A 19,915-nucleotide genomic window follows, 5' to 3' on the forward strand; every position below is an offset into this window, starting at 1 on the left:
TTTCACACCTGCAAAACAGAACTGACGAGGAGTTGGCTATAGGCGTGCTGGGGATCGTCGAGGACCTGATCGGTCAGGCCCGCCTCTACGACGTGGCCGTCTTTCATGACCATCAAACGATCCGCCAAGAGGCGCACGACAGCGAGGTCATGGGTGACGATGATCGCAGACAATCCCATGTCGCGAACCAAGCCGCGCAACAGATCAAGCAGGCGCGCCTGCACGGACACATCAAGCCCGCCTGTTGGTTCGTCCATGAACACCAGCCTTGGCCCTGTCACCAGGTTGCGGGCGATTTGAAGGCGTTGTTGCATCCCGCCAGAAAACGTCGTGGGGCGATCATCGACACGGGCGGCGTCAATTTCCACGCGGCCCAGCCAATCGGTCGCCTTTCCCCGGATATCGCCATAATGACGCTCGCCGACGGCCATCAGGCGTTCGCCCACATTGCCGCCCGCACTGACCCCCATACGCAGCCCGTCACGGGCGTGTTGATGAACAAAAGCCCAATCAGTCCGCGACAACATGCGGCGTTCGGGTTCTGACATCGTGACAGTATCTCGCGGACCATCACCACGGGTGTTGAACACGACCGCGCCTGCGTCAGGCGTCAAGTGCCCCGCCATACAATTCAGCAGCGTGGACTTTCCCGACCCGCTTTCACCGACAATCCCCATGACCTCACCGGGGTAAAGGTCAAACCCCACATCTTTGCAGCCGATATGGTGGCCGTAGAAATTTGTAATCCCTTGGACCGAAAGCAAAGGTGTCATGCCGCGTCCTTTCCGTTCATTGTGCCGGTGTGGCCTGCGACCTGCCTTGCCTCGCAGAAATCGGTGTCGGAACAGACGAACATCCGCCCGCCCGCATCGTCGGTGATCACTTCGTCAAGGTAGCTGTTTTCCGCCCCGCACATGGCACAAGGATGATCCGGTTTAGAGGCCTCAAAAGGGTGGTCCTCGAAATCAAGCGACACCACTTGAGTGTAGGGTGGCAGCGCATAAATGCGTTGTTCGCGGCCCGCCCCGAACAACTGGATCGCCGCCATATTCCCAAGCTTGGGGTTGTCAAACTTCGGGATTGGGGATGGGTCCATGACATAGCGCCCCTCAACCTTGACCGGGTAATCATATGACGTCGCGATATGGCCGTGGCGGCTAATGTCTTCGTAAAGCTTCACATGCATCAGCCCGTATTCTTCAAGGCTATGCATCTTGCGCGTCTCGCTTTCGCGGGGTTCCAGAAACCGCAAAGGCTCTGGGATCGGCACTTGGTAGACAAGGATCTGGCCTTCATTCAGCGGCTCTTCGGGGATGCGGTGGCGGGTCTGAATGACCGTGGCCTCTGACGTTTTCGTCGTTGTTGCGACGCCTGCCGTGCGCTCAAAGAAGGTGCGGATTGACACGGCATTGGTCGTGTCGTCTGCCCCTTGGTCAATCACTTTGAACCGGTCATCTGGCATCATCACCGCCGCGGACACCTGCACCCCGCCCGTACCCCAACCATAGGGCATCGGCATCTCGCGAGATGCGAATGGCACCTGATAGCCGGGGATCGCCAACCCCTTGAGGATCGCGCGGCGGATCATGCGCTTGGTCTGTTCGTCCAGATAGGCGAAGTTGTATTCGCTCATAACAGGCTCCGTGCTGAAAGGTCGCGGCGCAAGGCGTCGGGACCTGTGAAATGGATTGCGTCCATCCCTGCCGCCCGTGCGCCGATACAGTTGTGCAACCCGTCGTCGATGAACACGCACCGCTCAGCCGCGACATCTGCGCGCTGACACAGAAGGGCGAAGATTTCGGTTGAGGGTTTGATGATACCGACCTCACCGGACACGACAGTCGTGTCGAATACCTCCAACAACTCTGGATGCGCCTTGCAGCCTTGGGGCCATGTTTCAGCCGACCAGTTGGTGATCGCATGCACGGACGTGCCCGCGCCTTTCAGGGCATACAAAATATCCCAAGTGCCGGTGATCTTGGAGGGGACTGTGTGTTGATACCGCGCGACGTATCGGCCGAGCCGAGCCGCATCTTCGGGGTTTGCAATCCGCGATGCTGCCAGCGCAAACGACGCCCCCGCATCACAGGCGAGGTTCAGCCTGTCGAAGGCGATCCGATCCAAAAACGCCTGTGCTTCAGCCGCGTCCATCTCATCGGCCCAAGCCAAATGCGGTTGCCAGTCGATCAACACGCCGCCGATGTCAAAAACCACAGTGTCGGGGGTCATTCTGCAGCCTCGGGCACTATGTGCGCGCCCGCCTCTTCACGCAGCTTTCGCACCAGTTCCAATTCGGCTTGGAAATCGACGTAGTGGGGCAGTTTGATGTGCTCTAGGAACCCTGTCGCCTGAATGTTGTCCGCATGATACAGCACAAACTCAGCGTCCTGCGCGGGGGCGCCTTCGTCTTCCTCGCCAAGTTCTTCCCAACGCAGCGCCCGATCGACCAGCGCCATTGAAATCGCTTTGCGTTCGGTCTGGCCGAAGACCAGCCCGTAGCCACGCGTGAACTGGGGTGGTTCAGACTTTGACCCGGTGAACTGATTGACGGTTTCGCATTCGGTCAGCGTGACCTCGCCAATCTCGATGCTGAACCCAAGCTCGGGGACATCCATTTCGACAGGCACGGCCCCAATGCGCAATTCACCCACAAAGGCGTGGTTGCGCGCATAGCCACGCTGAGTGGAATAGGCCATGCCAAGCGTGAAGCCTTCGTCCGCACGGGTGAGTGCCTGCAGACGTAAGCTGCGCTCTGCAGGCATTTCAAGCGGTTCGCGGGTGAGATCCGGCGGTGGTGTGTCATCATGAACGGCCTCTTCGATCAACCCTTCGTGGTTGAGGAAGTCGGTCACATGGGGAACGTCGCCGGGGGTCGCCTCGCGCGTTGCGGCCTCTGGCACCTCTCCATCGGCGGCCAGTTTGAAATCCAGAAGGCGGTGCGTGTAGTCAAAGGTTGGCCCCAGAACCTGTCCGCCGGGCAGGTCTTTGAATGTCGCCGAGATGCGTCGGTCGCAGGCCATTTTGCCGGTGTCGACGGGCAAGGATGCGCCAAAACGGGGCAGCGTGGTACGGTAGGCGCGGATCAGAAAGATCGCCTCAATCAGATCCCCGCGCGCCTGTTTGATCGCCAATGCGGCAAGGTCCGGATCATAAAGCGATCCTTCGGCCATGACACGATTGACGGCCAATGCAAGCTGCTCGCGGATTTGCCCGATGCTGAGTTCAGCAATGGACGTATCGCCGCGGCGTTCTTCGGCAAGCCAAGCGTGTGCGTTCTCAATCGCGCGCTCGCCGCCTTTGACGGCCACATACATCAGATAGCTCCTGTTTGTGTGACAACTGTCGTGCGCGGCAGGGCCGCCACGCGGTCGCCGCACGTAAAGATAAAGTCGAGGCCAAGGGGGAAATGCCCTGCATTCTGCTGAAACGCCGGGGTCTTTGGCAGCGACAAGCTGTGCGTGTCTTTGATGCCCGGGCCGGACAATGTGGCACCAATCGGCTCTAACCGCTCGACCTGAACGATCAGCGTGGCAGAGCGGTCAGGGTATTGCGGTGTCCCGATTTGATAAGCGTTCAATGGCGTCAGGTCATCCCAGGCGCCCAGCGCGAACATGCAATGAGACGGCCCAACAACCGGTGCGCCCGTGTGGAAAGCGACCCAAGTCCGCACCGCATCGCAATCCAGCGAGCCTGTCAGGTGAATCGGCGTATCAGGGTCACACAACGTGAGCAAAACAGCGCCGGTCGCAGGGGAAAGAGGCGCAGGCGGTGCGGAACCGGTGAGCGTGTGGATCGTACCGGGCCGCGCCATCGCTTCCATTACCTGACGGAACGCAACCGCTGAGGCAATGGCCGGGTCCGCGAAGCCGCCGCTGAGGGTCTGGGCCTGCATCAGTCTTCTCCTCTCACCATTGTAAAGAAATCGACCTTGGTGGCGGCAGCTTTGGCAGCGCGCGCGTCCCTTTTTGCGGACTGTTCTGCGTCGAGCACATCCAAGACTTGCGCCTGCAATGTCGTTGCTGCCGTGGTTTGCATCAGGGCGTCCACCACCGCCACGGCCTCTGCATCGGCCTTACTGCGTCCTTGAATATACGCATGGCCGACTTCGCCCGTCGCAAGGGTCAGCGCACAGCGCGTTACAGTGACTTCACCCAGATTGAACTGACTACCTGTGGCACCTGCGCGGGCCCGGACCATGGTGCTGCCGACCTCGGGCGCACGCAGCCATGTGAAAGCGGGGCGCGTTACAGCCTCGTCCAGCAGGGTGGCAACGCGTCCCTTGGGGGCCTTGGCCATAAGGCCGAGCCAGAGCTGGCGCGGCGCATGGTCTTCGCTGATATCTTTCATCTCGACAACTTTTCGGTATACTATACAACTAGACACATCATAACATATCCCTTCGATTCCCCCAGCGGAGATTTGTGAATTTTGCGTGACACATCCTCTAAAACGCCGATTTGGCAGGCCATCGCGCAAGCCCTGCGCAGTGATCTGGCCGAGGGCCGCTATGCGCCGGGCGACAAACTTCCGACCGAGGCGGCGCTGGCTGAACGGTTCGGTGTCAACCGCCACACCGTGCGCCATGGGATTTCTGCGTTGGTGGAGGAAGGGCTGATCCGCACCCGGCGCGGCGCGGGCGCTTTTGTGGCCTCAACGCCCACTGACTATCCCATCGGGCGCAAGGTCAGGTTCCACGACAATCTGATCGCAGCAGGGCGATTGCCGGAAAAACGCGTCCTGTTGGTCGAAGACCGGTTCGCGACAGACGGCGAAGCACGGGCGCTCGCCATCAATGCGGGTGACCCGGTCTGTTCGTACCACGGGTTATCCTTGGCTGACGGCCAGCCCATCGCGGTGTTCGAAAGCGTTTTTCCACTGGCGCGGACCCCAGGAATTTCAGCAGCCTTTGGCGCGCAAGGCAGCGTCACCGAGGCCTTGGCCACCGTAGGTGTGGCAGATTATACCCGTGCGTCTACGCGGCTGACGGCGGTGCGCGCTGGCGCGACACATGCCCTGCATTTACAGGTCACTGAGGGCGACCCGCTGCTACGCTCGTCCGGGGTGAATGTCGATCAAGACGGCAACCCGGTCGAATACGGGCGCACGTGGTTTGTCGGAGATCGGATCACACTCACCTTGGAAAACTAAAGCGGCCCCGCCCGAAACTGGCGAGGCCGATGCATTCCGATGAACAGGGTTATTCGAGACCCATGCAGTTCGCGTAATAGGTCACCGTGGCGGGCCAATCGGAAAAGATCCCCTCAACCCCGACGTCCTGTGCCAAAACGTCGATCAGCTTATACATCACACCGTCGCTGTTCACCGCATCTGCGATAGACTGGTAGTACCAGCCACCACCATTCACCAGCGGGCCAGAGCGTTCGATGGTCCATGTGATGATTTTGAGGTCCGCAGCCCTAGCCTGAATGGCCAGTTCGGACGGGACGATTTCACCGTCTTCGAGCGTCACCAACATCCACGTAGGCGGCGCGATATAGTTGATGCCCATCGCCTTCAGCTCTTCCATGGTGTTCGGCCATGTGGCGGGGTCCATGGGGGAATAGCCGTCGATATCGTATTCATCCATGAGGTAAACAGCCTGCGCGCCGAACTCTGGCGCGGCCTCGATCCAATAGAGCACATCGTCGAGGTTGAACGACTGCAACCAGACATCCGACGCCGGAACACCGGCGGCCACGTATTCATCCACCAGCTTTTGTGCATAGTCTTCTTGCGTGAAGCCGTTGAACGGCATCTCGACCGAGGGCGACTTCAGTTCAGGCGTAAACCGCGCACCCAGGTCGCGGAACAATTCAATGGACTCCGCGTGTGTCATCAGTGTCGCCGGTTCGACCGAATAGAGATCGGTTCGCCAACCGGCTGTGCCGCCAAGGTAGGCCTCGACCGTTGTGGCAGAGCTGTCGGCCGCGTCCATCTTGGGCGTCAGTGTGCGGTATTCGTCCAGCGTAATTTCGGATGTGCGGCATTCGGCGGTGGCACTTGCATCGCCACTCGCTGGCGAAAACGGCGTTGTGCAGGTCGCGGCCAATGGCGTGGCAAGAATATTGGTCGTCGTATGCAGGTCGTTCTGTGCGTGACGGCACACCAACTCGAGGTCTGCGGTGAACGTCACATCACATTCCAGAATGCCCGCCCCCATCAGGGCCGCGGCGCGGTTGGATTCGACTGTATGCTCTGGAAACTGCATCGGCGCGCCACGGTGCCCGATGGAAAATGAGGACATGGACGCCTCTTGGTTCTGGCAAGACTGCAACTGATCCTTGAGCGGCCCATCTTCCATCCGATCAATCAGATAGAACGGACGCGGACCGTATTCGACCCGTTCAGGCGTCTGCGCAATGGCGGGCGCAGCTGCGAGTGTCGCTGTCGTGAGTGCAATGATACGAAGCATGGTAATCCCCTTTGGTGCTCATGTCCGCACAGGGTGATCGGGCCATGCGAAGGGCACATAACAGAATTGTCAAAGGTTTATGAACGTGGGGGCGCGAGCGCGCTAAACTTCGTACTTTTCCAAGAACGCTTCGGCCTTCATTGACCGAAAGTCGTTCAGTGCCACACGCAACGTCTTATGATTCCAATCCCACCACCCCAGCGCGATAAGGCGTTCCGCGATCGCGTGCGGCTGACGCAACCGCAAGGGTCTGGCAGGCGTACCGGCGACGATCGTGTAGGGATCGACGTCCTTTGTGACCACGGCCCCTGCCGCGACGACCGCGCCATCACCCAAAGTCACCTCGGGCTTGATCATGGCACCCGCACCAATCCAAGTATCGTGTCCGATGTGGGCGATGCGGGACTGGCGATGCGCAAAAAACGTCTCATCGCGGGTCGCATCATCCCAATAATCCGCCGAACGATAGAGGAAATGGTGACAGGCGGCGGTATCTAAGGGATGGTCCGTCGCACCGATCCGCTAAAACGCCGCGATATTCGCGAACTTGCCGATCCGCGCATTCGCAATATCGGCGTAACGGTCGCAATAGGAGTAATCCCCAAAGGTTGCGTTGTTCAGCCTACTGCCGCGCCCAATTTCGACATAGGCCCCAAAAGTGCTGTCGGTGATTTCACAATCGGAGTGGATGAAAGGGTCTGTCGCACTCAGTCTTGGCATGATCAGAATTCTTTTTCTTCGCAGGCATAGCAGAAGAACTTGCCCGTTGCGGTCAGTTTTTTGCGCAGGCACGGCAACACCGCCTGGAGCACGGCAGAATGCGTCATCGTGTTGACCATCATCCGTCTTTCGTTCCGATCAATTTGCCACGCAACCAGCCGGACAGCCAATCCATCAGCATGACCATTACGATGATCAGGATGATGTAATAGGCGACTTCCTCCCAATCTTTTTGGGTCTGGATTGCCTGCGTCAGCATAAGCCCGATGCCTCCGCCGGTGATCGCGCCGATGATTGTCGCGGACCGGGTGTTGGATTCAAGGAAATAGAGGACCTGCGCCAGCAGCACCGGAACAACCTGCGGGATCACCCCAAACCGATACCGTTGCAGTGGTTTGGCCCCCGTCGACGTCACGCCTTCGATCTGTTTGTCATCGACGTTTTCAAGCGCCTCTGAGAAAGTCTTACCGAATGTGCCTGTGTCCGTAATCAAGATCGCCAAAGTGCCAGTCAACGGCCCCGGTCCGAACGCACGGGCAAGAACCACTGTCCAGATCAGCGCGTCCACGCCGCGTACAAAATCAAACAGCCGGCGGGTGGCCGCGCGCAACAACAGGACTGGGGTGAACCGTTTGGCGGCCATGAATGCAAGCGGCAGCGCGATCATCGCCGCCCCCATGGTGCCAAGGAACGCCATCAGGATCGTTTCACCGATGGCCCAAGCGATATCCTTGTGGCGCCACATTTTGTTGTGCCAAAAGTCTGAGACAGCACCGCTGATATTGCTACGGTCTGGGTCAATCTGAGCGCCAAACAGGATTTGTCCAATACCGATATCATGATAGGGACTGTCGAGCGTGAACCAGAACAACTCCCAACCTGCGAAATAGTTGAAGACTTCGGTTCTGGACCCTGTGAGGGTAATCCGACCCGCGGGCGTGGTAATCGCAACACGGCGGTCCGACGCGTTGATCCAGTCAGGCAGGTCGGCGGGCAGATTGGTGGTGACCGTGCGGCCTTCGGCCTGTGCCGCGACCAGCCCAAAGCCCGGAATGTCCACCTCTGTTCGGTTGTCGGGCAAGAAACGCACAATCGTATCGCTACCTAAATCAACTGTAACAACGTCAGTGCCGCTGACCCAAGCGGGACGTGCGCCTTCGGGGTATGCGCCCTTGCGCTCGCCCTCAACCGCATAGGCGATTTCGCCGTTCCGGTTGTCGCGGGTGACGTGAACCTTGTGGGACCAAACATCGGACGTCAGCGTGCGCGCATTGTCCATATTCGCGCGCTGGACCAAGCCGGGCACATCAAACGCAAAGAAGATGTAGGTGAAATAGACAAGGATCACCGCGGGGATGCCAAAGGCGAACAAGCGTTTGCGGCGAAACAGACCTTCTGCATGCGCCTTAGTTGCTTGAATATCAACTGAAGTCATTGGGCCTGTCCTTCGGTCAGACGGTTACGGTAGCGGCTTGAAACCTGGTCGAAGAAGACGATCGTGCCGAACAGAAGCACAAAGATCGCTGCGGCTTCATCAAATCGGCCCGGCCCCCATGCCATCGCATTTCGCAACTCGTACCCAAGGCCGCCCGCGCCAACAAAGCCAAGGATCGCAGACGCGCGGATGTTGATTTCGAACCGTAGCAACGTGTAGCTGACGTAGTTTGGCGCGACCTGCGGCAACACGCCCAGCACCATCCGCTGAGTCCATGTGGCACCGGTTGACGCCAACCCCTCGACGGGCTTGAGGTCAGCATTTTCGGCAACCTCGGAAAACATTTTGGCCAGCGCACCGGCCGTGTGCAGCGCAATCGCGATCATCGCGGGAACAGGACCGCCGCCCAAAACAAAGATCAAAACCAGCGCGATCACGATTTCGGGGATCGCACGCAGAATGTCGGAGAACCGGCGAAACAGCGGGATCAAGCGTGGCCATTTTGCGAGGCCCCGCGTCCCCAACAACGACAGGATCAGGCCAGCAATGGCCCCGATGATCGTCGACATCGCCGCGATGTTTATCGTCTCGACCAGGGCTGGGAAAAATTTGGCAATCAGGCCCGGCAGGTCGGCGCGCTTTTCCCAGGCTTCGGCCAGCACTTCGCTGGGGTAGTCGCCAATCTGATGCAACCCTTCCCAGAACCCGCCGGCATTGCGCTCATCAGCTACGTTAAAGCCGGACACCATCAAGACTACGAAGATCAGCAGAGCCAAACCGCTGTAAAGCCTGCGCCGCCCGACCTGAGCGAGGTAGCTTTCGCGAATGTCACCGACGCTTGACGCGCCTGCAGTGTCTGTTGCTGTCATGGTGTCCCCGCACAAAATACCGGCCGCCCCGCAAGCGAAGCGACCGGTGTCGTCATGAAAAAATTTAGTTGCCAATCACTGACTGACGGGCCGCAACAATGCTTTCGTATGTTTCGTGGGTCACTGGCACAAAGCCGAGCGTGTCACCCGCAGCAACGCCATAAGCACAATCCTGATCGCGCTCATACAGAGTGTCGACCAATTCGGTCATTGTCGCCTTGACGTCCGCTGGCAGGTCGGCGCGCAGCACAACCGGACCTTCAGGGATCACGTTGGAGATCCAGATCTGCTGCAGGTCGTTCATGTCGACAAGACCCGCATCAACCGCACGGCGCAGCGCACCGGAGTTGTAGCCATCTTCCCATTCACCCTGCGCGTCAGCCCAGGTGACGCCCGCGTCGATGTCACCATTTGCCACGGCAATGATCGTCTGCTCATGGCCGCCAGTGAATTTGACTTCACCAAAATAGTCGCCAGATTCCATCGTCGCGCCAGTCGCCTGCGGGATTTCGATAGATGGGATCAGGTAGCCGGATGTGGAATTCGGATCACCAAACCCAAAGACCTTGCCCTGAACGTCTTCGAGGGCTTCGATGCCGCTGTCCACACGGGCAAAACCGATGGAGTGATAGCCGATGGAGCCGTCCAGGTTCTGCTTGACCAGCACAGGCTCAACGGCTTCGGGGTCTTGCAGATAGGTCGCTGCATAAGAGGACGCGCCGAGCCATGCCATGTCAATCGTGCCACCCAGCAGGCCCTGAATAACGCCGTTGTAATCGGCAGGTGCGAACAGCTTTGTCTCAACACCAAGCGCTTCGGTGGTGTAGTCCTGCATGCAGGCATAGTTGTTCATACGGTCCTGTGCGTTTTCACCTCCCAAGATTCCGATGCGGAATTCGGTGATTTCTGCGTCCTGAGCAAAGGCAGGGGCAGCAAGAGCGGTTGTGGCCAAAGCGGCTGCGATAAACTTTTTCATCAGTGTCTCCATGGAGGGAATTGGGCGCCTGTGAGCGCGGGTAAACTGGCTCAGGCGACGACTTCGATTTTGAGGGCGTCAGTTCTGTCCAGTGTTTCGATTTCGGTGGATGTGGCTGCTTCGGAGAAGTCTGCGCCCGCCCCATAGATGTCGCGAGCGACACCGGTTGTGAGTTGTGCGGGCGTACCGTCAAAGACGATACGGCCATCGCGCATACCGATCACGCGGTCACAGTAGCGCCGTGCGGTATCCAGTGTATGCAGGTTTGCGATGACCATGCGGCCGTCTTCTTCGTGAATGTCGCGCAGGGATTGCATCACGACTTGCGCGTTCATTGGATCAAGCGAAGCAATTGGTTCGTCCGCCAGAATGATTGCGGGGTCCTGCATCAGCGCGCGCGCAATCGCGACACGCTGTTGTTGGCCACCTGACAGAGCTTCGGCGCGTTTCGGCGCCTGTTCAGCGATGCCAAGTCGATCCAGTATGTCGATGGCCTTGTGAATGTCGGACTGCGGATAAAGGTTGAACATCGTCGCCAATGTCGAACGGCGGTTCAACGTGCCGTGCAAAACATTCGACACCACATCCATCCGCGGTACCAAATTGAATTGCTGGAAGATCATCGCGCAGCGCGACTGCCAATGGCGCCGCGCGGCACCGCGTATCGCGGTCACGTCTTCACACTCAAACAAAATCTGCCCGCTCGATACGTCGCTGAGCCGATTGAGCATCCGCAGAAGCGTCGACTTGCCAGCACCAGATCGTCCGATGATGCCAATCATTGCGGGTGCATCAATCTGAATATTGGCAGCGTCTACGGCGACTTTGTCGCCAAACCGTTTGGTCAGTCCGCTAATGCTTAGCATGTCATCCCCCGATGCGTTCTCGGAGTTGCTAAGCCTGCAATTCAACACTTGGGTGACAGTTTTGAGTCAGTTTATTGATGGTTTCTTAATGGCTACGTGACAGCAAGTCGGCCGCTGAAGGGTACCGGGCTTCAAAACCTGCAACAAAATCGCTGTTGCAACAGACTTGGGACTAATGCTGTCATATACTTGTTACATTAACGCTCCCCCGGCTAATGTGATCCCATGACACGCTATATTCTTACTTTGCTGGCGGCTTTCTTGGCCTTTCCCGCTGTGGCACAGGCGCAAACGGCAGATGTGACTTGCGACGACAGCGCGCGCTTGGAACGGATGCTCAGCACTGTGATGCAATCCGAACGCCGCGCCCTTGGTTTGCGGGGGCCTGAGACACTGCTAGAGGTCTGGATTGACCCGCGCACCCAAGATTGGACTTTGGTGCAGACCTATACCAACGGCACGTCCTGCATCATTGCGATGGGCGAAAATTGGGAAGATCTGACACCCGCACCAGCGTAAACGCGGCAAAGCTTCTACAAGTCGGTCTGTTGTAGGGGCCGGTGTTTGGCTGAGGTGAATGATCCGTTTGAAGCTTCCTCACACACTGTTAAGCGCGCTCCGCCGAGTCCAGCAACCTGCGTCATGCCGCTTGCCCCTCCTCGGGTGTCAGGAAGCTGACCGCGACGGCGGATAGTGCGACCATGCCCGCCGCGATCCCCAGCATCAGGGGAAGCCCCCCCATCTGATAGCTTAGCCCTGATGCGAGCGTCCCAATCAAACGCCCTGCAGCGTTCGCCATGTAATAGAACCCCACATCCATGGTGACACGCTCCGCCTTGGTGAAAGACAGGATAAGGAAGGAATGAAGCGACGAGTTCACTGCAAACAGGGCCCCGAACACCAAAAGGCCCACAACCACGCTGAGCGTCAGCCAATTCTGCGGGCCATTCGCAACCAAAGCCGCCACGGCCAACGCCGCTGGCACTAGTGCGAGTGCCCACGCCCAACCTTTTGCCGCCGAGATCAGATCTGAGGTGGGGCGCATTCTGGCACGCAGGATGCGCGGGGCGTTTGCTTGCACTAATCCGTATAGAATGACCCACACAGCCATGAACGTTCCGATCAGGAAGAACGCTGTGCGGTTGCCATCTGTCGATCCGTCCGACAAGACCGCATAGAAATAGATCGGGATACCGACCACGAACCAGACATCGCGCGCGCCGAACAAGACGACCCTCGCCGCACTCAGCCAGTTAATGTTTGGCGATTTGGACAGGACATCGGTGAACTTCGCGTCTTTGCGGCCCTTGGGCAGCCCTGCCGGCATGAACACCGGCAAAGCGATCAGGATCACCGCCAAGACCGCCGCCATCCCCAGTACGGCACCGACAAATCCAACCGTTCCCAAAAGGGCAGCACCCAGCAAGAAACCTAGTCCTTTGACCATGTTCTTGGACCCTGTCAGCAGGGCAACCCAGCGGAACAATCCTGCATCACCCGCCGGAGCAAGCAGTTTAACCGCCGATTTGGATGACATTTTGGCCAGGTCCTTGGCCACACCGCTGGCCCCTTGCACCAACATCACAAACACCACAGACGCACCAACAGCCCACGCAGGGTCAAGCTGCGCCAAGGCGGCCAGCGCCACCACCTGCAACCCTAGGCCCGCATAGAGCGTCGACGTCAAACCGAACCGCGCCGCGATCCAGCCTGCACACAAGTTCGTCACAACTCCTGCGACTTCGTACAGCACAAACAGATAGGCCAGCTGCACAGGGCTGAACCCCAGCATATGAAAATGCAACAGAACCAGCATCCGCAACGCCCCGTCCGTCAGCATGAACGCCCAATACGCCGCCGTCACCGCGACATAGGCCGACAAACCCTCGGGCCGCGCCGTCGTCACAGACCTTCCCCGACCATGAGTGCCACATCCACCAAGCGATGCGCGTAACCCATTTCGTTGTCATACCACGCATAGATTTTCACCTGCGTGCCGTTGATTACCATGGTCGATAGCGCATCGACGATGCTGGAGCGTTCGTCATTGGTGTAATCGGTTGATACCAGCGGACGTTCCTCATAGCCCAGAATGCCTTTCAGCGGGCCTTCTGAAGCTGCTTTGAAAAGGGCGTTCACCTCTTCTGCTGTTGTCTCTCGCTCAACCTCAAACACACAATCGGTCAGTGAGGCGTTGAGCAGCGGCACCCGTACCGCATGACCATTCAACCGCCCCTTAAGTTCGGGGTAGATCAGCGTAATTGCCGTCGCACTTCCCGTCGTCGTGGGGATCAGGGAGTTGAGCGCCGAACGTGCGCGGCGCAAATCCTTGGCGGGGCGATCTACGATGGTCTGCGTGTTTGTCACGTCATGGATCGTGGTGATTGATCCGTGTTTGATCCGCAGGTTTTCATGGATCACTTTCACCACTGGCGCGAGGCAATTCGTTGTGCAACTGGCGGCGGTCACGATGCGGTGGCGGTCCGCACCATAGATGTCATCGTTTACGCCGTAGACGATATTGGCCGCATCACCATCCTTGACCGGGGCGGATACGACGACCTTTTCTACGCCTGCCGCGAAGTAGGGCGCGATCTTGGCCTCAGACTTGAACACCCCTGTGCAGTCGATGACCACATCGACCCCGTCCAGCGGCAGGTCCGCGATGTCGCGCGTGCCGATGAACGGCAGGCGTGTGCCGTCAATTGTCACACTGTCGTCGTCATGGCTAAATTGGGCGTCCCAACGTCCATGCACCGTGTCAAACTCCAGCAGATGCGCGTGCATCTCTGGATCGCCCACAGCGTCATTGATCCAGGCGATCTGCACACCGCGCGCCAACAGCGGTTTCAGCGCGAGCTTACCAATCCGGCCAAGGCCGTTCAGGGCGTAGACTGTCATTGGTCTATCCTTTGTCTTTGAATTGGCCGATGTCATCCACGGCCTTTTGCAGGGAAATACGATCAAGCGACGCAATCGGCAGGGCGGTAAACCCCGTCATGCGGTTGCGCAACGCGCCATAAGTCTGACGGAATGCGAGACTTTTTTCTGCATCCGTGCCATCAACCTTGACCGGATCAGGCAGACCCCAGTGGGCACTGATCGTCTGCCCCTGCCACGCGGGGCATGCTTCGTTGGCGGCTTGATCACAAACGGTGAACACAAAATCGAGGGCAGGCGCATCCTCGGTCTGAAATTCGCCGATGTTCTTTGCGCGCAAAGCTGACACGTCATGGCCATTTTGCTCCAACACCTCGAGCGCGAAGGGGTTAAGGTCCGATTTCGGCTGGGTGCCTGCAGAATAGACGTTGAAACGATCCGGCGCGAGGTCGTGCAGGATGGCTTCGGCAAAGATTGACCGGGCAGAATTGCCGATGCAGATGAACAAGACATTGAACTTTTCATCCGTCACTTCAGAATTCCTGTTTGTGACATCATGATCAAAAGGAAGGCAGATTTCGGGGCGCCCCCGACAGCAGTCGTGAAGAAGGAACCCGATTGTCGCCTGCGTCGCCTCCATATCCACCGCGTAGCGCAGCGATGTGCCGACCCGGACTTGGCTAATCAGGCCGGCTTGCATCAGCGCGTTGACATAGGTGGAAAGCGTATTGGGCTTTAGGTCCAGCGCATGTGCCAGTTCAGTCGCTGGAACCCGGTCTGGGTAGCGACGCATAAGCAACTGAAACACGGCCAACCTTTTGGGATGTCCAAGCGTTGAAAGTCGATCGGGAATCGTTTTGTCCATAATTCATGAATAATTGAATTATGGGTCGATTCGAAGTGAAGGTTTTGTGACACCGAGCCCGAGGCACTGCGAGGGTCAGTGCTTTTTCTAGCTCGACACCGAGGTAGCGCAGAGTGCTATTGACCTTTGCGTGGCCCAGCAAAGGTTGTGCTGCGCGCTGATTGCCGGTCTTGCGGTACATCTCTGCGGCTTTGGCCCGGCGGAGTGAATGGGTCCGTAGCCGTTCGGTTCCAATTCAATCGTAGTCACCCAATCACGAACGGGCCGACCTTATTGACGTATTGAGATGTGTGGGCGGTCGTGGAAACATCTCGGGAACCGATCATCTCCGGTGACCTCGCCCAAGTGATGACGGCGTCTCGTCTGTTCTCGGCCAATTCAAACCGAACCGGCCTTTCGGTCTTGCTTTGGTTAGCGGTGAGAAAAACAATCTTACAGATTGGGTTCTTTCCAGACGTTGGCCAAGGAATTTTGCAGTGACAGAAATTTGGGCCGAGCCGCCATCCATGCAGCACGTAATTGGCCCGGACTCAAGCCGCACTCAAACCCGCCGCAAAAGAAAACCCCCGCCGGATGGGCGGGGGTTTTTGATGTTGCGGGTCTGGTGGGCAGATTGCCCACCCTACCTTACCAGTCCTCGCGGACGATGGTGCGGGTTTTGATCGGAAGCTTCATCGCAGCAAGGCGCAGAGCCTCGCGGGCGATGTCTTCGTTCACACCGTCGATTTCGAACATCACGCGGCCAGGTTTGACCTTGCATGCCCAGAAATCGATGGAACCTTTACCTTTACCCATCCGGACTTCGACCGGCTTCGACGTCACAGGTGTGTCTGGGAAAATACGGATCCAGACGCGGCCCTGACGCTTCATGTGGCGGGTCATCGCGCGACGGGCGGCTTCGATCTGACGCGCAGTGATACGCTCAGGCTCGACCGCTTTCAGACCATAGGTGCCAAAGTTCAGGTCAGACCCGCCCTTTGCCTGACCCTTGATCCGGCCTTTGTGCAATTTGCGGTGTTTTGTACGCTTTGGTTGCAGCATTTCATCAGCTCCTTAGCGACGCGGGCCGCGAGGGACGGCGCCCTCTTGCAGCTCTGCATTTTTGCGGTCACGCGCTGCCGGATCGTGTTCCATGATCTCACCTTTGAAGATCCAGACCTTGATCCCGATGATGCCATAAGGCGTCATCGCTTCGTACAGCGCATAGTCGATGTCGGCACGCAGGGTGTGCAGCGGCACACGGCCTTCACGGTACCATTCTGTCCGTGCAATTTCAGCACCGCCCAGACGACCAGCAAGGTTCACCCGGATGCCGAGTGCGCCCATACGCATGGAGTTCTGGACCGCGCGCTTCATTGCGCGACGGAAGGATACACGACGCTCAAGCTGCTGACCGATGTTTTCAGCGACAAGGGCCGCGTCCAGCTCTGGCTTGCGGACCTCAACGATGTTGAGGTGCAGTTCCGATGCGGTCAGATTGGCCAGCTTGCGGCGCAGACCTTCGATGTCCGCACCTTTCTTGCCAATGATGACACCCGGACGGGCGGCGTGGATCGTGACGCGGCACTTTTTGTGCGGACGTTCGATAATCACGCGGCTGATGCCGGATTGTGCGCATTCCTTCTTGATGAAGTCCTTGATTGCAAGGTCTTCCAGCAGAAGATCGCCATAGTCTTTGGTATCTGCATACCAGCGGCTGTCCCAGGTGCGGTTGACCTGAAGACGCATGCCGACGGGATTGACTTTGTTACCCATTATGCTTGCTCCTCGACCTGGCGGACCACGATGGTGATCTCTGAGAATGGCTTGATGATCTTGCCGAACCGGCCACGTGCACGCGGGCGACCGCGCTTCATGATCAGGTTCTTGCCGCAGTATGCTTCTGCGACGACCAGTTCATCCACATCCAGGTTGTGGTTGTTTTCAGCGTTGGCGACGGCGGACTGAAGGCATTTCTTCACGTCCTCTGCGATCCGCTTTTTGGAGAAGGTCAGGTCATTGAGGGCCTGTTCCACCTTCTTGCCACGGATCAGACCGGCAACGAGGTTCAGTTTCTGCGGGGACGTCCGCAGCATGCGCAGTTTTGCACGTGCTTCGTTGTCGGCCACGCGGCGGGGATTTTTATCCTTGCTCATGGCTTATTTCCGCTTTGCTTTTTTGTCAGCAGCGTGACCGTAATAGGTGCGGGTCGGGCTGTATTCGCCGAACTTCTGACCGATCATGTCTTCTGTGACGTTGACGGGGATGTGCTTCTTGCCGTTGTAGACGCCGAACGTCAGACCAACGAACTGAGGCAGGATGGTGGAACGACGCGACCAGATCTTGATCACTTCGTTGCGACCGCTTTCGCGCGACGTTTCTGCCTTTTTCAAGACATAGGAGTCGACGAACGGGCCTTTCCAGACGGAACGTGCCATTCTTAACGGCCTTTCTTCTTGGCGTGACGCGAGCGGATGATCAGCTTTTGCGACGCCTTGTTCTTGTTGCGGGTACGGCTACCCTTGGTGTCCTTGCCCCATGGGGTCACAGGTGTCCGGCCACCGGATGTGCGGCCTTCACCACCACCATGCGGGTGGTCGATCGGGTTCATGGCAACACCACGCACAGACGGGCGGATGCCCTTGTGGCGGTTGCGGCCAGCCTTACCAAAGTTCTGGTTGGAGTTGTCGGGGTTGGACACGGCACCGATGGTGGCCATGCATTCCTGACGGACCAGACGCAGCTCGCCAGAAGACAGGCGGATCTGGGCGTAGCCACCGTCACGACCAACGAACTGTGCGTAAGTCCCCGCAGCACGGGCGATCTGGCCGCCTTTGCCGGGCTTGAGTTCGATGTTGTGAACGATTGTGCCGATAGGCATGCCGCTGAAGGGCATCGCGTTGCCGGGCTTAATGTCAGCCTTGGCGGATGCGATCACCTTGTCACCAATCGCGAGGCGCTGTGGTGCAAGGATGTAATTCTGTGTGCCATCTTCGTACTGGATCAGCGCGATGAAAGCGGTCCGGTTTGGATCGTATTCGATGCGAGCAACAACAGCGGACATGTCCATCTTGTTGCGCTTGAAATCAACGATCCGGTAAAGGCGTTTTGCGCCCCCACCAATGCGACGCATGGTGATCCGTCCGGTGTTGTTCCGGCCGCCCGATTTGGTCAAACCCTGAGTAAGGGATTTGACAGGACGTCCTTTCCAAAGCTCCGAACGGTCGATCAGCACCAGCCCACGCTGGCCCGGCGTCGTCGGTTTATACGACTTGAGTGCCATGTTAGCTTCTTCCGTTTGCTTGGCGGGTTCTTGAAGGAACCCTATGTGGTTGAGGCCCCCGTAGGTGCCCGGTTTAGACGTGGCGAGTCGGGGTAAACCCCGACCTACCCTATGTCCGCAAGCCGGGGTTTACCCCGGCGGTGGGACACAAACACACAGCCCCGGACGAATCCGAGGCTGAGTAGATGGGCGGCTTATAGGGGGCGTTGGTGGGGGTGGCAAGGGGAGTATCGGGAAGACACTGGTCCATAGTAACGTTGCTTCGAATCCAACCACACGAAAGTCTACTATGTCAGACTACGAATTCTTAGGCGCCACCTATGGGCAGCAGGTTCACTATTGTAGTCGCTTGCTGGAACTCAACCTATCTCGCGCAACTAAGCTTGATGAATTGACCGACGACTCGCTCATCGCGATATCTCTACACATCATCTATCGCATCTCGACTTGTGAAGATCATTGCTTAGGTGGAGGTCATGTAATTGAACGGCTTGTTGGTAGAGTCTTTAACAGCGGTTCCGCTGCCCTCACCCTAATCTCAATGGGTTACTACGATGAGGCGCTAAACCTCTGCCGCTCGATGGGAGAGATTGCAAATCTATTGGCGCTATTCGCTGTCGACCCAACAGCAGGAAACGAATGGCTGAATAGTTCCCGGAAAACTCGAACACAGAAATTTTCACCCATGGCCGTCCGTATTGCGATCGAAAGCCAATCCGCGCTGGGTCCTCCTGTCGACGCAGAATTGTATAGAGAACTCTGTGAAGCGGCGACGCACCCTACACCTCAAACGGCACCCAACAAATTTGGCAAGAGAGCGCATGTCGGACCTTTTCAACAAGAGACAGGTAAGGTTCGTTGCTTGAACGAGCTATCAAATTTGTTGCCCTACGTCGCCATGGTCGGGGCAAGACTCACCGAAAATGAAGAAGCTTTTGAATTGTTGGCGAGCAGGAAAACAAACTAGTTTCGCAATCCCGCCCGAAACAAGCCGAAGGCGCCGGGCGAGCGACTGCCCGTTCCGGCGGGCTGGCGCTTTTGTGGGGCTGGGTGCTTCGCGGGTATGGAAGACGGGTTTGGCAGGCATAAAGCACGGCAGAAGAGCCGTTGTTGCGCCATCCCACGGGCAGGCGCGCGTCCGGCTTGGGTTGCGACAGGTTTCAGGCGTGGTTGGTTTCTGGAATGGCTAATGAGTGCCGCTGTCACGTTTCTGCGAAACATGACTTTGCGCACACCGTTGAATGACCTACGTCATTCAACGGAAAATATTCTCGTACTTCTTCCCACGCGCCAACTCATCAATCATCTTGTCCAGATACCTGATCTCGCGCATCAGGGGGTCTGCGATCTCCTCGACGCGGTGGCCGCAGACGACGCCTTTGATCAGGGACCGGTTGGGGTTCATTGCGGGGGCCTGGGCGAAGAACGCCTCAAAGTCGCGTTTGTCGTCCAGGGCGGCGGATAATCCGTCGGCGTCGTAGCCGGTGAGCCAGTGGATGATCTCGTCGACCTGCGCCTTGGTCCGGTCCTTTTTCTCCGCCTTGTTGACGTAGTGCGGGTAGACGGATGCAAAGCTCATTTTGAAGACGGGGTGTGACATGGCTGGCCCTCCTGCGCTGATCCTAGCACG

Annotated in this window: 23 protein-coding genes and 2 pseudogenes; 3 read left to right on the forward strand and 22 right to left on the reverse strand. The window is 58.0% G+C overall.

Annotation, left to right across the window (positions count from 1 at the left end):
- Nucleotides 1–2 precede the first annotated feature (2 nt).
- The 6 genes from phnK to phnG are packed head-to-tail and all read right to left on the reverse strand — an operon-like array spanning nucleotide 3 to nucleotide 4,347.
- On the reverse strand, nucleotides 3–773 hold the full coding sequence (gene phnK, locus AB3Y40_RS14640) for a phosphonate C-P lyase system protein PhnK (RefSeq protein ID WP_369439520.1): 771 nt from the start codon (nucleotides 771–773) through the stop codon (nucleotides 3–5).
- On the reverse strand, nucleotides 770–1,633 hold the full coding sequence (locus AB3Y40_RS14645; RefSeq protein WP_369439521.1) for an alpha-D-ribose 1-methylphosphonate 5-phosphate C-P-lyase PhnJ: 864 nt from the start codon (nucleotides 1,631–1,633) through the stop codon (nucleotides 770–772). The genes phnK and AB3Y40_RS14645 overlap by 4 nt, the downstream gene beginning before the upstream one ends.
- On the reverse strand, nucleotides 1,630–2,229 hold the full coding sequence (locus AB3Y40_RS14650; protein ID WP_369439522.1) for an HAD family hydrolase: 600 nt from the start codon (nucleotides 2,227–2,229) through the stop codon (nucleotides 1,630–1,632). Before AB3Y40_RS14650 ends, AB3Y40_RS14645 begins: the two co-directional genes overlap by 4 nt.
- The gene (locus tag AB3Y40_RS14655) at nucleotides 2,226–3,314 is read right to left on the reverse strand and encodes a carbon-phosphorus lyase complex subunit (RefSeq protein WP_369439523.1); all 1,089 of its coding nucleotides are present in this window, start codon (nucleotides 3,312–3,314) and stop codon (nucleotides 2,226–2,228) included. The genes AB3Y40_RS14650 and AB3Y40_RS14655 overlap by 4 nt, the downstream gene beginning before the upstream one ends.
- Nucleotides 3,314–3,892: a phosphonate C-P lyase system protein PhnH gene (gene phnH / locus AB3Y40_RS14660; RefSeq protein WP_369439524.1), complete on the reverse strand. Its 579-nt coding sequence runs from the start codon at nucleotides 3,890–3,892 to the stop codon at nucleotides 3,314–3,316. The genes AB3Y40_RS14655 and phnH overlap by 1 nt, the downstream gene beginning before the upstream one ends.
- Nucleotides 3,892–4,347, reverse strand: a complete 456-nt coding sequence (gene phnG / locus AB3Y40_RS14665; RefSeq protein WP_369439525.1) for a phosphonate C-P lyase system protein PhnG — start codon at nucleotides 4,345–4,347, stop codon at nucleotides 3,892–3,894. The genes phnH and phnG overlap by 1 nt, the downstream gene beginning before the upstream one ends.
- An 81-nt stretch (nucleotides 4,348–4,428) precedes the next feature.
- Here phnG and phnF point away from each other — a divergent pair, with 81 nt between their 5' ends.
- A complete protein-coding gene (gene phnF / locus AB3Y40_RS14670; protein WP_369439526.1) occupies nucleotides 4,429–5,148 on the forward strand; it encodes a phosphonate metabolism transcriptional regulator PhnF in 720 nt (239 codons plus the stop codon).
- A gap of 49 nt (nucleotides 5,149–5,197) precedes the next feature.
- Here the strand turns inward: phnF and AB3Y40_RS14675 are convergent, their stop codons facing one another.
- The 6 genes and pseudogenes from AB3Y40_RS14675 to phnC form a co-directional block, all read right to left on the reverse strand.
- On the reverse strand, nucleotides 5,198–6,412 hold the full coding sequence (locus AB3Y40_RS14675; protein WP_369439527.1) for a glycerophosphodiester phosphodiesterase family protein: 1,215 nt from the start codon (nucleotides 6,410–6,412) through the stop codon (nucleotides 5,198–5,200).
- A 102-nt stretch (nucleotides 6,413–6,514) separates the two neighbouring features.
- Nucleotides 6,515–7,132, reverse strand: a pseudogene (locus AB3Y40_RS14680) (DapH/DapD/GlmU-related protein).
- 118 nt (nucleotides 7,133–7,250) lie between these two features.
- Nucleotides 7,251–8,567 carry a phosphonate ABC transporter, permease protein PhnE gene (gene phnE, locus AB3Y40_RS14685; RefSeq protein WP_369439528.1) on the reverse strand — a complete coding sequence of 439 codons (1,317 nt, stop codon included), beginning with the start codon at nucleotides 8,565–8,567 and terminating at the stop codon, nucleotides 7,251–7,253.
- Nucleotides 8,564–9,436: a phosphonate ABC transporter, permease protein PhnE gene (gene phnE, locus AB3Y40_RS14690; RefSeq protein ID WP_369439529.1), complete on the reverse strand. Its 873-nt coding sequence runs from the start codon at nucleotides 9,434–9,436 to the stop codon at nucleotides 8,564–8,566. The genes phnE (AB3Y40_RS14685) and phnE (AB3Y40_RS14690) overlap by 4 nt, the downstream gene beginning before the upstream one ends.
- Before the next feature lie 64 nt (nucleotides 9,437–9,500).
- The gene (gene phnD / locus AB3Y40_RS14695) at nucleotides 9,501–10,412 is read right to left on the reverse strand and encodes a phosphonate ABC transporter substrate-binding protein (RefSeq protein ID WP_369439530.1); all 912 of its coding nucleotides are present in this window, start codon (nucleotides 10,410–10,412) and stop codon (nucleotides 9,501–9,503) included.
- Nucleotides 10,413–10,462: 50 nt separating this feature from the next.
- Nucleotides 10,463–11,278 carry a phosphonate ABC transporter ATP-binding protein gene (gene phnC, locus AB3Y40_RS14700; RefSeq protein WP_369439531.1) on the reverse strand — a complete coding sequence of 272 codons (816 nt, stop codon included), beginning with the start codon at nucleotides 11,276–11,278 and terminating at the stop codon, nucleotides 10,463–10,465.
- 225 nt (nucleotides 11,279–11,503) lie between these two features.
- On the opposite strand from phnC, the gene AB3Y40_RS14705 reads away from it, so the two are divergent.
- Nucleotides 11,504–11,797 carry a hypothetical protein gene (locus AB3Y40_RS14705; RefSeq protein WP_369439532.1) on the forward strand — a complete coding sequence of 98 codons (294 nt, stop codon included), beginning with the start codon at nucleotides 11,504–11,506 and terminating at the stop codon, nucleotides 11,795–11,797.
- Nucleotides 11,798–11,918: 121 nt separating this feature from the next.
- On the opposite strand, the gene arsJ is transcribed toward AB3Y40_RS14705, so the two are convergent.
- From arsJ to rplB, 9 genes and pseudogenes are all read right to left on the reverse strand, one after another.
- Complete coding sequence (arsJ, locus tag AB3Y40_RS14710; RefSeq protein ID WP_369439533.1) at nucleotides 11,919–13,184, reverse strand: organoarsenical effux MFS transporter ArsJ; 1,266 nt, start codon at nucleotides 13,182–13,184, stop codon at nucleotides 11,919–11,921.
- Entirely contained in the window at nucleotides 13,181–14,179 is a 999-nt protein-coding gene (locus AB3Y40_RS14715; RefSeq protein ID WP_369439534.1) for an ArsJ-associated glyceraldehyde-3-phosphate dehydrogenase, read from the reverse strand. Before AB3Y40_RS14715 ends, arsJ begins: the two co-directional genes overlap by 4 nt.
- Nucleotides 14,180–14,183: 4 nt before the next feature.
- Nucleotides 14,184–15,023: an arsenate reductase/protein-tyrosine-phosphatase family protein gene (locus tag AB3Y40_RS14720; RefSeq protein ID WP_369439535.1), complete on the reverse strand. Its 840-nt coding sequence runs from the start codon at nucleotides 15,021–15,023 to the stop codon at nucleotides 14,184–14,186.
- Nucleotides 15,024–15,090: 67 nt separating this feature from the next.
- Nucleotides 15,091–15,433: pseudogene (locus tag AB3Y40_RS14725) on the reverse strand (tyrosine-type recombinase/integrase); the annotation flags it as partial.
- A 217-nt stretch (nucleotides 15,434–15,650) separates the two neighbouring features.
- A complete protein-coding gene (rplP, locus tag AB3Y40_RS14730; protein WP_369439536.1) occupies nucleotides 15,651–16,064 on the reverse strand; it encodes a 50S ribosomal protein L16 in 414 nt (137 codons plus the stop codon).
- Nucleotides 16,065–16,076: 12 nt separating this feature from the next.
- Nucleotides 16,077–16,778 (reverse strand): 30S ribosomal protein S3, encoded by a 702-nt coding sequence (gene rpsC / locus AB3Y40_RS14735; RefSeq protein ID WP_369439537.1) that lies wholly within the window; start codon nucleotides 16,776–16,778, stop codon nucleotides 16,077–16,079.
- Nucleotides 16,778–17,158 (reverse strand): 50S ribosomal protein L22, encoded by a 381-nt coding sequence (gene rplV, locus AB3Y40_RS14740; RefSeq protein WP_369439538.1) that lies wholly within the window; start codon nucleotides 17,156–17,158, stop codon nucleotides 16,778–16,780. Before rplV ends, rpsC begins: the two co-directional genes overlap by 1 nt.
- Before the next feature lie 3 nt (nucleotides 17,159–17,161).
- On the reverse strand, nucleotides 17,162–17,440 hold the full coding sequence (gene rpsS / locus AB3Y40_RS14745; protein ID WP_369439539.1) for a 30S ribosomal protein S19: 279 nt from the start codon (nucleotides 17,438–17,440) through the stop codon (nucleotides 17,162–17,164).
- 2 nt (nucleotides 17,441–17,442) lie between these two features.
- Complete coding sequence (gene rplB / locus AB3Y40_RS14750) at nucleotides 17,443–18,285, reverse strand: 50S ribosomal protein L2 (protein ID WP_369439540.1); 843 nt, start codon at nucleotides 18,283–18,285, stop codon at nucleotides 17,443–17,445.
- 289 nt (nucleotides 18,286–18,574) lie between these two features.
- On the opposite strand from rplB, the gene AB3Y40_RS14755 reads away from it, so the two are divergent.
- Complete coding sequence (locus tag AB3Y40_RS14755) at nucleotides 18,575–19,252, forward strand: hypothetical protein (protein WP_369439541.1); 678 nt, start codon at nucleotides 18,575–18,577, stop codon at nucleotides 19,250–19,252.
- A 288-nt stretch (nucleotides 19,253–19,540) separates the two neighbouring features.
- Here AB3Y40_RS14755 and AB3Y40_RS14760 read toward each other — a convergent pair whose 3' ends face one another.
- Nucleotides 19,541–19,885, reverse strand: coding sequence for a DUF2200 domain-containing protein (locus AB3Y40_RS14760; protein ID WP_369439542.1), 345 nt, complete (start codon nucleotides 19,883–19,885; stop codon nucleotides 19,541–19,543).
- Nucleotides 19,886–19,915 lie beyond the last annotated feature (30 nt).

Origin of the sequence: Yoonia sp. R2331 (assembly GCF_041103235.1) — a bacterium.
Taxonomy (GTDB): Bacteria; Pseudomonadota; Alphaproteobacteria; order Rhodobacterales; family Rhodobacteraceae; genus CANMYO01.